Annotated in this window: 13 protein-coding genes; 10 read left to right on the top strand and 3 right to left on the bottom strand. The window is 63.6% G+C overall.

Annotated features, from left to right (window positions below):
* Window positions 1-27: 27 nt before the first annotated feature.
* Window positions 28-1,218, bottom strand: a complete 1,191-nt coding sequence (locus A2J02_RS01555; RefSeq protein ID WP_068045864.1) for a molybdopterin molybdotransferase MoeA — start codon at window positions 1,216-1,218, stop codon at window positions 28-30.
* A 147-nt stretch (window positions 1,219-1,365) separates the two neighbouring features.
* Here A2J02_RS01555 and moaA point away from each other — a divergent pair, with 147 nt between their 5' ends.
* Together moaA and A2J02_RS01545 are read left to right on the top strand one after the other, a co-directional pair.
* The gene (gene moaA, locus A2J02_RS01550; RefSeq protein WP_442971438.1) at window positions 1,366-2,454 is read left to right on the top strand and encodes a GTP 3',8-cyclase MoaA; all 1,089 of its coding nucleotides are present in this window, start codon (window positions 1,366-1,368) and stop codon (window positions 2,452-2,454) included.
* A complete protein-coding gene (locus A2J02_RS01545) occupies window positions 2,447-2,701 on the top strand; it encodes a MoaD/ThiS family protein (RefSeq protein ID WP_068045861.1) in 255 nt (84 codons plus the stop codon). The genes moaA and A2J02_RS01545 overlap by 8 nt, the downstream gene beginning before the upstream one ends.
* 33 nt (window positions 2,702-2,734) lie before the next feature.
* Here the strand turns inward: A2J02_RS01545 and nadE are convergent, their stop codons facing one another.
* A complete protein-coding gene (gene nadE / locus A2J02_RS01540; protein WP_068045858.1) occupies window positions 2,735-3,580 on the bottom strand; it encodes an ammonia-dependent NAD(+) synthetase in 846 nt (281 codons plus the stop codon).
* A gap of 12 nt (window positions 3,581-3,592) precedes the next feature.
* Between nadE and A2J02_RS01535 the strand changes: the two genes are divergently transcribed.
* Window positions 3,593-4,423, top strand: coding sequence for a fructosamine kinase family protein (locus A2J02_RS01535; protein WP_082899462.1), 831 nt, complete (start codon window positions 3,593-3,595; stop codon window positions 4,421-4,423).
* Window positions 4,424-4,458: 35 nt separating this feature from the next.
* Here the strand turns inward: A2J02_RS01535 and A2J02_RS01530 are convergent, their stop codons facing one another.
* The gene (locus tag A2J02_RS01530; RefSeq protein WP_068045856.1) at window positions 4,459-5,058 is read right to left on the bottom strand and encodes a TetR/AcrR family transcriptional regulator; all 600 of its coding nucleotides are present in this window, start codon (window positions 5,056-5,058) and stop codon (window positions 4,459-4,461) included.
* 104 nt (window positions 5,059-5,162) lie between these two features.
* Between A2J02_RS01530 and A2J02_RS01525 the strand changes: the two genes are divergently transcribed.
* The 7 genes from A2J02_RS01525 to nrdF all read left to right on the top strand — a co-directional run bounded on the left by A2J02_RS01525 (window position 5,163) and on the right by nrdF (window position 11,814).
* Window positions 5,163-5,729, top strand: a complete 567-nt coding sequence (locus tag A2J02_RS01525) for an NAD(P)H-dependent oxidoreductase (protein WP_068045853.1) — start codon at window positions 5,163-5,165, stop codon at window positions 5,727-5,729.
* 42 nt (window positions 5,730-5,771) lie between these two features.
* Window positions 5,772-5,894: a type B 50S ribosomal protein L36 gene (gene ykgO, locus A2J02_RS01520; RefSeq protein WP_037189801.1), complete on the top strand. Its 123-nt coding sequence runs from the start codon at window positions 5,772-5,774 to the stop codon at window positions 5,892-5,894.
* Window positions 5,895-6,304: 410 nt separating this feature from the next.
* On the top strand, window positions 6,305-6,538 hold the full coding sequence (locus A2J02_RS01515) for a redoxin NrdH (protein ID WP_068045912.1): 234 nt from the start codon (window positions 6,305-6,307) through the stop codon (window positions 6,536-6,538).
* A 24-nt stretch (window positions 6,539-6,562) separates the two neighbouring features.
* Window positions 6,563-7,024, top strand: a complete 462-nt coding sequence (gene nrdI, locus A2J02_RS01510; protein WP_068045850.1) for a class Ib ribonucleoside-diphosphate reductase assembly flavoprotein NrdI — start codon at window positions 6,563-6,565, stop codon at window positions 7,022-7,024.
* Window positions 7,025-7,060: 36 nt separating this feature from the next.
* Window positions 7,061-9,226 (top strand): class 1b ribonucleoside-diphosphate reductase subunit alpha, encoded by a 2,166-nt coding sequence (gene nrdE / locus A2J02_RS01505; RefSeq protein WP_068045844.1) that lies wholly within the window; start codon window positions 7,061-7,063, stop codon window positions 9,224-9,226.
* A gap of 67 nt (window positions 9,227-9,293) precedes the next feature.
* Window positions 9,294-10,688 (top strand): DUF2252 domain-containing protein, encoded by a 1,395-nt coding sequence (locus tag A2J02_RS01500; RefSeq protein WP_082898590.1) that lies wholly within the window; start codon window positions 9,294-9,296, stop codon window positions 10,686-10,688.
* Window positions 10,689-10,848: 160 nt separating this feature from the next.
* Window positions 10,849-11,814 carry a class 1b ribonucleoside-diphosphate reductase subunit beta gene (gene nrdF, locus A2J02_RS01495; RefSeq protein ID WP_008717549.1) on the top strand — a complete coding sequence of 322 codons (966 nt, stop codon included), beginning with the start codon at window positions 10,849-10,851 and terminating at the stop codon, window positions 11,812-11,814.
* Window positions 11,815-11,891 lie beyond the last annotated feature (77 nt).

Below are 11,891 nucleotides of genomic sequence, written 5' to 3'. Positions count from 1 at the left end.
ACAGCTGGGGTTGCGGGGCGTCGGTGGTCACAGCGGCCACACCTCCACGTCGGTTCCTGCGGCGAGTTCGGTTGTCTCGGAGTCGATATCGATCAGCACATCGGCCCATGCCAGTGCGGCCACCAGGTGCGAGCCGGGGCCGGCGACGAGCTCGACCCGACCGTCGTCGCGTAATCGGCCACGAAGTAGTTGTCTGCGACCGGGCGGTGACACGATCGATTCGTGCAGGGCCGCGGTGGTCGAGAGCACCGGCGGCAGACCGGCCGCCCGCCGAACGATGTTGCGCGCGAACATGATGTACGAGACGACCGTACTGACGGGATTGCCGGGAAAGCTGAGCACGGGGACGCCGTCGAACATCGTGATGCCCTGCGGTCCGCCCGGCTGCATACGAACCGATCCGAAGTTGCCGCCGAGGGGGCGGAGCACGTCCTTGACCACCTCGAAGTCTCCCATCGACACTCCGCCGGACGTGATGATCAGCTCGGCCGATTCGGCTGCGGCGTCGAGGATCTCGCGAAAGCGGCTCGGCTCGTCGGAGCTGCGCGAAACGGAGACCACCTCTGCGCCGCTGGCGCGAAGGTGTGCGGCGAGGGTGATGCCGTTCGAGTCGTAGATCTGACCGGGCGTCAGCGTCGAACCGGCGTCGACCAGTTCGGCTCCGGTGGTCACCACGGCCACCCGGGGGCGCGAGCGAACGTCCACTTCGCCGAATCCGACGGCGGCGAGAACGGAGATGTGGCGGGGTTCGAGCACTCGACCCGACTCGACCAGGATTGTCCCGACGCGCACGTCGCTTCCTTGTTCGCGTACGAATTCGCCTGCTGCGCGGCCTCTTTCGATCGTCACGGAGCCGGCCGTCGGTACCGAGGTGTCCTCGACGGGGACGATGGTGTCCGCTCCGTCCGGAATGGGGGCACCGGTCATGATCTTGGCGGCGCTGCCCGGCGCGAGAACTGCCGACTGCGTCGGGCCTGCGGCGATGATCGTCGAGACCGGAAGCGTCACCGGGGTCGTCGCCACGGATCGAGAATCCACGGCGTAGCCGTCCATCTGCGAGTTGCAAAACAGTGGCAGATCGACCGGAGATCGAACGTCCTCGAAGGAGACGCGGCCCAACGCGTCGTCGAGAAGGATTCGCTGAGCGGTTCTCGCTGTCAGCGCCGCGAGCAGAGTCTCGACCGCGGCGGCATGTTCCTCGACCGATACCGCGGTCACCGTGCGGATCCAGTGATCGCGTGCGTCTGCTCAACCGTCATGGGTGCCAATCCTAGGCACGCCGATCCGTCCGCTCGGTGTGGGCTGCGGCATAATGGGTAGACACATCTACGACAGGCGTGATTCCCGACAGAGACGAGGTACGAGGTGACGGTGGACAGTGTCACCTCGCTCGGCATTCCAACGTTCGGCACCACCACGGGTTCTGCGGTAGGCGGGGTGAACTCCGTGTCCGATCGACCGGACGTGCCACACCTGATCGATCGATTCGGCCGGGTGGCCCGCGACCTGCGTATCTCGATCACCGAGAAATGCTCGCTGCGCTGCACGTACTGCATGCCCGAGGAGGGCCTTCCGGCTATCCCGGCGGCAGCGTTGCTGACACCGGCCGAGATCGCTCGCGTGGTCTCGGTGTCCGTGCGGCTGCTGGGTATCAGGGATGTGCGTTTCACCGGAGGCGAACCGCTGATGCGCCGCGACCTCGACGACATTCTGCGGTTGTGCCGCGAAGCCGCGGAGGGTGTGCCGCTGTCGATGACCACCAACGCCGTCGGTCTCGAACACCGGGCTCGGTCCTTGGCCGACGCGGGGTTGACCCGAGTGAACGTCTCGTTGGATTCCGTCGACCGCGAAGATTTCGCTCGCCTGACCCGACGAGACCGGTTGCCGTCCGTGCTCGCCGGAATCAGGGCAGCGCAGCGAGCCGGGATCGGACCGGTCAAGGTCAATGCCGTTCTGATGCGCGACACACTGTCCGGTGCCGTCGATCTGCTGCGCTGGTGTCTCGACGAGGGGGTGGCACTTCGATTCATCGAGCAGATGCCGCTCGACGCCGATCACGAGTGGGCCCGCGCGAACATGATCGACGCCCAGACCTTGCTCGACGAGCTGTCCACCGAATTCGACCTGCGTGAGGTGGGGCGTGCCGACCCCTCGGCCCCTGCCGAGGAGTGGAGCGTCGACGGCACCGACGCCACCGTCGGCATCATCGCGTCGGTGACGCGCTCGTTCTGCGGTGATTGCGACCGCACCAGGATCACTGCAGAAGGAACGATTCGGTCCTGTCTGTTCAGCGACGACGAAACCGACCTGCGGGCCGCTCTGCGCGGCGGTGCCACCGACGAAGAACTGGCAGCGGTATGGCGTGGGGCCATGTGGAACAAGTGGGCGGGACACGGCATCGACGCCGACGGCTTCGTACCTCCCACCCGCAGCATGGGAGCCATCGGTGGGTGACACCCAGGTGGAGGTGCGGTATTTCGCTGCAGCGGTCGACGCGTCGCACTGCGAGTCCGAGTACCTCACCGTGCCGGTCGGTGCCACCCTTGCAGATCTGAGAGAGCTGATTCTGTCCCGGCACGGCGCGCCGATGGAGCCGATTCTCAGGGTGTCGGCGTACCTGGTGGGCGAAGATCTCACCCGCGATCTGGGGCGCACGATCGGCGGCAGGGTCGACGTGCTGCCGCCCTTCGCCGGCGGCTGAGCACACCCCGCCGCCGACCCGTGGCTGCCCGATTCAGCTGCTTCTCTTCCACCAATCGTCGAATGGCGTCACAGGCACCGTGCGCTTGTGACGAGTTGCCAGGAACATCTTCTCCAGCTTGTCGGCGACTTCCTCGGTGACATCCTTGCCCTCCAGGTAGTCGTCGATCTGCTCGTACGTGACGCCGAGGGCTTCCTCGTCGGGTAGCGCAGGTCGATCGTCTTCGAGGTCTGCGGTGGGAACCTTGCGCCAGGTGCTCTCGGGTGCCCCCAGCTCGCGCAGCAGTGCCGCGCCCTGGCGCTTGCTCAAGCCGGTCAGCGGAGTCAGATCGACGCCGCCGTCACCGAATTTGGTGAAGAAGCCGGTGATCGCCTCGGCGGCATGATCGGTGCCCACGACGACGTAGCCGAGTTCGCCTGCGAGGGCGTACTGCGCGACCATGCGCTGGCGAGCCTTGATGTTGCCGCGGACGAAGTCTCGGATTCCGGCACTACCGAGTGCTTCCGCCGTCGCGGCCGCTGCGGCGTCGGCGGCGTCCTTGATGTTCACCGTCACCGTGCGGTCGGGATCGATGAACTTCAGCGCGATCGAGGCGTCGTCCTCGTCGGCCTGCACGCCGTAGGGGAGGCGAACGGCGACGAACTCGGCCTCGTGTCCGTCCGCTCGGAGCTCCGTCGCAGCCTGTTGGGCGAGCTTGCCGGTGAGCGTGCTGTCCTGTCCGCCACTGATGCCGAGCACGAACCCCGAGGCCGGCGTCGACGCCAGGTAGTCCTTGAGGAAGTCGACTCGCCTGCGGACCTCCGTGATCGGGTCGATGCTCGACTGCACGGCCAGCTCGCGCATGATCCCCGTGCGCAATTCCGAGTTGATGTGTCCCATCACGTCATCCTAATGACGAATGCCGGGGCCGATCTCGCGCCGTGCGTAGTGTCGGCGGTCGTGAGTGGAACCTCCGATACCTTCGTCAAGCGAAACCCCCAGGCACACCCCGACTTCTACGCCGCCGAGGCCACCGGGCTCGGGTGGCTCGGCGAGGCCGGGGCCCCGGTCGTCGGGGTCGTCGGGCACGGCCGGGCGTACATCGAACTCGAGCGGCTGGTGGCGGCCCGTCCCACGCCTGCCGGAGCCGAACGATTCGGGCGCGCGCTCGCCGCGACACACTCGGCCGAAGCCGCCGGGTTCGGTGCGCCACCCGTGGATGCCGACGGCGTCGCCTTCTCGGGTCAGCTGTTCATCGGATCCCGGCCCATGAGCAGTACGGTGCACCGATCCTGGGGAGCCTTCTACGCGGCCGAACGAGTGTTGCCGTTTCTCCGAATCGCGGTCGACGCCGGAACCGTGACGCCGGGGGAGGCGTCGGTCGTCGAATCGGCGTGTGGACGCATCGCGGACGGCGACTTCGACGATGCAGAGCCGCCGAGTCGTATTCACGGCGATCTCTGGAACGGCAACGTGTTCTGGACCGACGCGGGAGTGGTGCTGATCGATCCGGCGGCGCACGGTGGGCACCGCGAAACCGATCTGGCGATGCTGGCGCTGTTCGGTTGCCCCCACCTCGACGTCGTCGTCGGCGGGTACGAGACGGTGCAGCCGTTGCGAGCAGGGTGGCGCGAACGCACAGCACTGCATCAGCTGCATCCACTCGCCGTTCACGCAGCCGGTCACGGCCGCTCGTACGGCACCGCGCTGCACGCGGCGGCCGCCGCCGTCGTCCGTCTTTGAACGCAGGACCTACCGAGTGCGAGTTGCCCCGATGGCTATCGGACTCGAGTTGCCCGGCGTGCCAAGTCTTCCCAACCGTCGGCAAGGCGATCCATCGGCATTCCCAGATCGCGGTACTGATGGAGGACCAGGGTGGCTTCGAGTGGTGTGAGCAGCCAGTACGCGAGCAATTCGAGATCCCCGTCCACCTCGGCGGCGCGGAGCAGCGAGAGCACATGGGTGAAGTTGACCATGTGCGCCGGGGCGGAATACCGCGCGTCGTCGGCGCTCTCCGCGGCGCGGAGCACTTCCCCTTGAACGTTGACGAATTCCAGTCGCGCTCGGCCGAAGGCGACGAGACGATCGATCGGGTCGGCTCCCGGGCCCAGCGGCGGATCGCCGAACATGAACGAGTGCTGCAGTTTCTTCTCGGTGTGGTCGAGCAACGCACGCATCAGCCCGGCCCGGTTCCCGAAGCGACGGAACACGGTGCCCTTGCCCACTCCGGCCTTGGTGGCCACCGCGTCCATGGTGATGGCGTCCGCTCCGACGGCCGCCACCAGATCCGTTGCGGCATCGAGGAGCAGGCGACGGTTGCGGGCTGCGTCGCACCGCTCGGAGTCCTCGCCCGCTATGGGCAGCATGGGGCCGGTCACAGACGAAGCCTACCTTGCCGGGAACATAAATGGACCACGGTCCGTTTGGATGGTAGGAATTGACACGACGATCACGTCATCCGAACTCGCGAAGGAATAACCTCATGTCAGACGCTCATGTACTCGTTCTCGTCGGAAGCTTGCGCGCCGAGTCGGTGAACAAGCGGATCGCCGAGACTGCTGTCACCGTGGCACCCGCCGGTGCCGAGGTAGTGGTCTACGACGGACTCGGAGATGTCCCCTTCTACAACGAGGACATCGACGTCGAGGGATCGGTGCCCGAGGGCGCACTCGCTCTGCGGGCCGCTGCCGAGAAGGCCACGGCGTTGTTGCTGGTCACGCCCGAATACAACGGCACCATTCCGGCCGTGCTGAAGAACGCCATCGACTGGCTTTCGCGCCCCTACGGTGCGGGTGCCATGGTGGGCAAGCCGGTCGTCGTCATCAGCGCTTCCCCCAGTGGCAACGGAGCGAAGTGGGCGCACGAGGACACCAGCAAGGCCGTCCGCATCGCCGGCGGAACGGTTCTCGAGGATGTTCGGCTCTCCATCGGTGGCACCATCGACAAGTTCGGCTCGGCCCACCCGCGTGAGAACGCCGAGGTCTCCGGTGAGATCGGCCACGTCGTTGCCGAACTGGTGAAGGCCGCCGACGAACTCGTGAGTGCGTGACCCGTTCGGTTGTGGGAATCGTTTTCATGTAGGGTTTGCGGCATGAAGGTGAGAAACTCGTTGAAATCGCTCAAGAACAAGCCCGGCGCACAGGTGGTACGACGCCGTGGCACGGTGTTCGTGATCAACAAGAAGGAACCGCGGTTCAAGGCGCGCCAGCGCTGACCACTGCGTGATCGCCGAAGGGCCCTCGGAGAAGTTCGAGGGCCCTTCGGCGTGTCGTGGGGAGGGTCGGCGGTTCTCGGTACACGTCATGGACCCGGCCCGGTCTCCCTGTGACGAACAACATGCGCGCGATGTGACGTGCGACACGCCGATGTCCTCCGATTCTTGCGGCTTCACAACGCCGTGACCAGCGAATACCAAGCATGTTGTTCGCAACATCTCGTGTTCTAGGCAGATGTCGGACACTAGGTGTAGTGTTTGACCAACCGAGAGACCACAACTCGAAGAGCCTGCACACATGGGTTCGAGCAGGTCGAAGTCGCCCTGAGCGGGAGATGTTCTCGGTGCCACACGCAGAGCACATCGGTCGCGTCGGTTCACCCGATGGCGACAACGGAAAGAGGGACACCATGAGCATCACCGTTTACACCAAGCCCGCCTGCGTTCAGTGCAATGCCACCTACCGCGCCCTCGACAAGGCCGGTATCGAGTACTCCGTCATCGACATCTCGCAGGACCCCGAAGCGCGCGACTACGTCATGGCTCTCGGCTACCTGCAGGCTCCGGTCGTCGTTGCCGGTGACGATCACTGGTCCGGCTTCCGTCCGGACCGCATCAAGAGCCTTGCAGCGAACGCTGCTTGAACAGAACGTGGAAGTGAGTGAGCGGTGAGTTTCCAACCGCAGTCCACCCACTCACTGGTCTATTTCTCCAGCGCGTCCGAGAACACTCATCGCTTCGTCTCGAAGCTGGACGTTCCTGCGACGCGCATTCCATTACGTGATCCGGACGGCACTTTTCGTGTCGACACTCCCTACGTCCTCATCGTGCCGACGTACGGGGGAGGGGTCACGTACTCCGGGCGCGACACCAACTACGTCCCCAAGCGTGTGATCAAGTTTCTCAACGACAAGCACAATCGGTCGTTGATCCGAGCTGTCATCGCTGCCGGAAACACGAACTTCGGTGACTCGTTCTGCTTCGCGGGAGATGTCATTTCGCAGAAGTGCGCAGTTCCGTATCTCTACCGATTCGAATTGATGGGCACCCCCGAGGACGTATTGCGGGTCCGCGAGGGGCTGGAGGACTTCTGGGAACGTGAAGTCCGACGCGCCGCCCACACGCACTAGAGCACCACACACCACATACCCAGTAGGAGCATCGCCGTGGCACCGACCATCACCGACGCAGGACCCGTACCCAGCACCGTCCGCGGCGACGGCGACATGGACTACCACGCGCTCAACGCGATGCTCAATCTGTACGGGCCCAACGGTGAGATCCAGTTCGAGAAGGATCGCGAGGCCGCCAATCAGTACTTCCTGCAGCACGTCAATCAGAACACCGTGTTCTTCCACGATCTGGACGAGAAGCTGGACTACCTCGTCGAGGAGAACTACTACGAGCCCGAGGTTCTGGACCAGTACTCCCGCGAGTTCGTGAAGTTCCTGATCAACCACGCGTACTCGAAGAAGTTCCGGTTCCCCACGTTCCTCGGGGCGTTCAAGTACTACACCTCGTACACGCTCAAGACGTTCGACGGCAAGCGTTACCTCGAGCGGTTCGAGGACCGGGTGTGCATGGTGGCGCTGACGCTGGCCGCAGGCGACGAGGCCCTGGCCACCGATCTGGTCGACGAGATCATCGCAGGCCGCTTCCAGCCCGCGACGCCCACCTTCCTCAACTCCGGCAAGAAGCAGCGCGGCGAGCCCGTCTCGTGCTTCCTGCTGCGTATCGAGGACAACATGGAGTCCATCGGCCGCTCCATCAACTCGGCCCTGCAGCTGTCCAAGCGTGGTGGCGGAGTTGCGTTGCTGCTGAGCAACATTCGCGAGGCCGGCGCGCCCATCAAGCGCATCGAGAATCAGTCCTCGGGTGTCATCCCGATCATGAAGCTGCTCGAGGATTCGTTCTCCTATGCCAACCAGCTCGGTGCGCGTCAGGGCGCGGGCGCGGTCTACCTGCATGCTCACCACCCCGACGTCTACAAGTTTCTCGACACCAAGCGTGAGAACGCGGACGAGAAGATCAGGATCAAGACGCTCTCGCTCGGAATCGTCATCCCGGACATCACGTTCGAGCTGGCCAAGAAGAACGAGGACATGTACCTGTTCTCGCCGTACGACGTCGAGCGCATCTACGGGGTCCCGTTCGCAGACATCGACGTCTCCGAGAAGTACTACGAGATGGTCGACGACAAGCGGATCCGCAAGACCAAGATCAAGTCGCGCGAGTTCTTTCAGACTCTCGCCGAGTTGCAGTTCGAGTCCGGTTACCCGTACATCATGTACGAGGACACCGTCAATCGCGCGAACCCGGTGAAGGGCAAGATCACTCACTCCAACCTGTGCTCGGAGATCCTTCAGGTCTCGACGCCGTCCACGTTCAACGACGACCTTTCGTACAGTCATGTCGGCAAGGACATCTCGTGCAACCTCGGTTCGCTGAACATCGCCAAGACGATGGACTCGCCCGATTTCGGTAAGACCATCGCCGTGGCCATTCGCGGACTCACCGCAGTGTCCGATCAGACGCACATCTTCTCCGTGCCGTCGATCGAGCAGGGCAACAACGATTCTCACGCAATCGGCCTCGGGCAGATGAATCTGCACGGCTACCTCGCACGGGAGCGCATTCACTACGGCTCGACCGAGGGCATCGACTTCACCAACATCTACTTCTACACGGTGCTGTTCCATGCTCTCCAGGCATCGAATCAGCTGGCCAAGGCTCGTGGGCAGTACTTCAAGGGGTTCCCGGACTCCAAGTACGCGTCGGGTGAATTCTTCGACAAGTACACCGATCAGGTCTGGGAGCCGGCCACACCCAAGGTTGCGAAGTTGTTCGCCGATGCGGGCGTATCCGTTCCCACTCAGGCGGATTGGACGACGTTGAAGGCGTCGGTGCAGGAATACGGGATCTACAACCAGAACCTGCAGGCCGTCCCGCCGACCGGTTCCATCTCGTACATCAACAACTCCACCTCGTCGATTCACCCGGTGGCGTCGAAGATCGAGATTCGCAAGGAAGGCAAGATCGGCCGCGTCTACTACCCGGCACCGTATCTCGACAACGACAACCTGGATTTCTACCAGGACGCGTACGAGATCGGGTACGAGAAGATCATCGACACCTACGCTGCCGCAACGCAACACGTCGATCAGGGCCTGTCTCTGACGCTGTTCTTCAAGGACACGGCCACCACTCGTGACATCAACCGCGCGCAGATTTACGCATGGCGTAAGGGCATCAAGACGCTCTACTACATCCGCCTGCGCCAGTTGGCCCTCGAAGGCACCGAGGTGGAGGGTTGCGTGTCCTGCATGCTGTAGTCGACTCGGTCGGTCGGCCTGTGGCGAATACAGCGATATCGCGGTGCGCCGCGGAGCATAATCAGGCATGGACACCGAAGCGGGCGACGAGGTCGAATCCGATATCGATGTGACGATTGCTCGGAAGGACGCACGTCCTTCCGAGCAATCGTCGCGTGGTCGACACGCCCGACGGCGTGTACCTCGCAGCGGGTTGGGCGAGTGGGATCCAGCCTCACGTGGCCATGATGCGCTCGAAACGGTGCTGGCGCAGAACACCCTTCGGGTGCCGGAGCTACTCCCGATCCGCTACGCCCGCATGTCCGCATCGCCGTGGACCTACTTCCGTGGGGCCGCGGCCGTGATGGCGGCCGATCTCGCGTCGACTCCGCACACCGGCATCGAGGTCCAGTTGTGTGGCGACGCCCATGTGTTGAACTTCGGATTGTGGGCCACCCCCGAACGGAACCTGTACTTCGATCTCCGCGACTTCGACGAAACGCTGCCGGGCCCGTTCGAGTGGGATCTCCAGAGGCTGGCGACGTCTCTGGTGGTTCTCGGTCGCGAGAACGGGGTCGATGCGCGGCGCTCCGACCGGGCGGTCGCAGCGATGACAGCGGCGTACTGCAGAAAGATGAGGGCGTACGCGAAAACCCCGGAGATCGACATCTGGTACGACCGCATCGACGTCGCGGGTTTGCTCGGTCACTTCTCGTCGGGCATCGCCCGCCACGCCGAGAAACTCATCGAAACGAAAGCCGAGCGTCGTACCAGCCGTGGAGCGTCCCGCAAGTTCACCGAGACGAGGGACGGGCGTCGACGAATTCGCGAGGACCCGCCTTTTCGCACCCACGTGGGTGATTCCCAGATCGAACTGGTGCAGGCGGTCATCGCCGGTTACAGCGAGTCGGTCGACGACCATATCTGGAGTCTGCTGTCCAGGTTCCGAGTTCTCGACGTGGTTCGGCAGGTGGTCGGCGTCGGGAGCGTAGGGATGCGGGTGTATCTGGCGCTGCTGGAAGAACGGCGGACGGGCGATCCGTTCTTCCTGCAGATCAAGCAGGCGGGGCCGTCGGTGTTCGAGCGGTTTCTCGAACCGAGCAGGTACGACAATCACGGTGCGCGCGTGGTCAGCGGACAGCGAATGCTGCAGAGTGCCACCGATATGTTCGTGGGATGGACTGCAGTGGGGGACATGAACTTCTACGTTCGGCAGTTCCGTGACATGAAGGTCATTCCCGACGGCGAGATCATCGGGCCGTACCTCACCGAATTCGCAACCGCATGCGGTGAGGTGCTCGCACGAGCGCACGCCCGAAGTGGTGACGCGGAGGCGATCGCCGACTACCTCGGCCGAGGAGACAAGGTCGATCGGGCGATGGTGGCTTTCGCCCACGCCTACGCCGATCAGAACGAGCGCGATCACGCGCAGTTGGTCGAGGCCATCGAAGCCGGAACCGTCCCGTGCTCGGTGGGGTGGTGACAGACCGAAGCAGGCGTAGGGGTCGTCTCTGCGGGCAACACTCGCGGCACACTTTGTAGTGCCTACCGGACTTGTCGGACACAACGGGTAGTGTTCGTGTCAGCGACTTTTCACGTAGTTCCGTCCCAGTTCTCGCTCATCGACCTGTAGGTAGGCACCCATGGTAAAGCTCATCGATCGCGTCTCCGCGATCAACTGGAATCGGGTCCAGGACGACAAGGACTCCGAAGTGTGGGAGCGCCTCACCAGTAATTTCTGGCTGCCGGAGAAGGTGCCGGTATCCAACGACATTCCGTCGTGGGCAACGCTGACCGCCGTCGAGAAGCAGTTGACGATGCGTGTGTTCACCGGATTGACACTGCTCGACACCATTCAGGGCACCGTCGGCGCCGTCAGCCTCATTCCTGATGCCATCACTCCCCACGAGGAGGCGGTGTACACCAACATCGCGTTCATGGAGTCGGTGCACGCCAAGAGCTACAGTTCGATCTTCTCCACCCTCAGCTCCACCCGCGACATCGACGACGCATTCCGCTGGTCCGAGGAGAACGTCAACCTCCAGCGCAAGGCCGAGATCGTCCTGAACTTCTACCACGGTGACGATCCGCTCAAGCGCAAGGTCGCGTCGACGCTGCTCGAATCGTTCCTGTTCTACTCCGGCTTCTACCTGCCGATGTACTGGTCCTCACGGGCCAAGCTCACCAACACCGCGGACCTGATCCGTCTGATCATCCGCGACGAGGCCGTGCACGGGTACTACATCGGGTACAAGTACCAGAAGGGTCTCGAGAAGGTCAGCGAGGCGCAGCGCGAGGAACTCAAGAACTACACCTTCGAGTTGCTGTTCGAGTTGTACGACAACGAGGTCGAGTACACCCAGGACCTCTACGACGAGATCGGCCTGACCGAGGACGTCAAGAAGTTCCTGCGCTACAACGCCAACAAAGCACTGAACAATCTCGGCTACGAGGGCCTGTTTCCCAAGGACGAGACGGACGTCAACCCGGCGATTCTGTCGGCGCTCTCACCGAACGCCGACGAGAATCACGACTTCTTCTCCGGTTCGGGTTCCTCGTACGTCATCGGCAAGGCCGTCAACACCGAAGACGAGGACTGGGACTTCTGAGCCCGTTCGCCACGCCGGGACGCTCACGAATTCGGTGGGCGTCCCGGCGGGCGAATGTCCTCGGCGTCCTTGGGCAT

The organism is Rhodococcus sp. EPR-147 (genome assembly GCF_001647185.1).
GTDB lineage: Bacteria > Actinomycetota > Actinomycetes > Mycobacteriales > Mycobacteriaceae > Rhodococcoides.
This window is presented reverse-complemented; position numbering and strand designations above follow the sequence as displayed.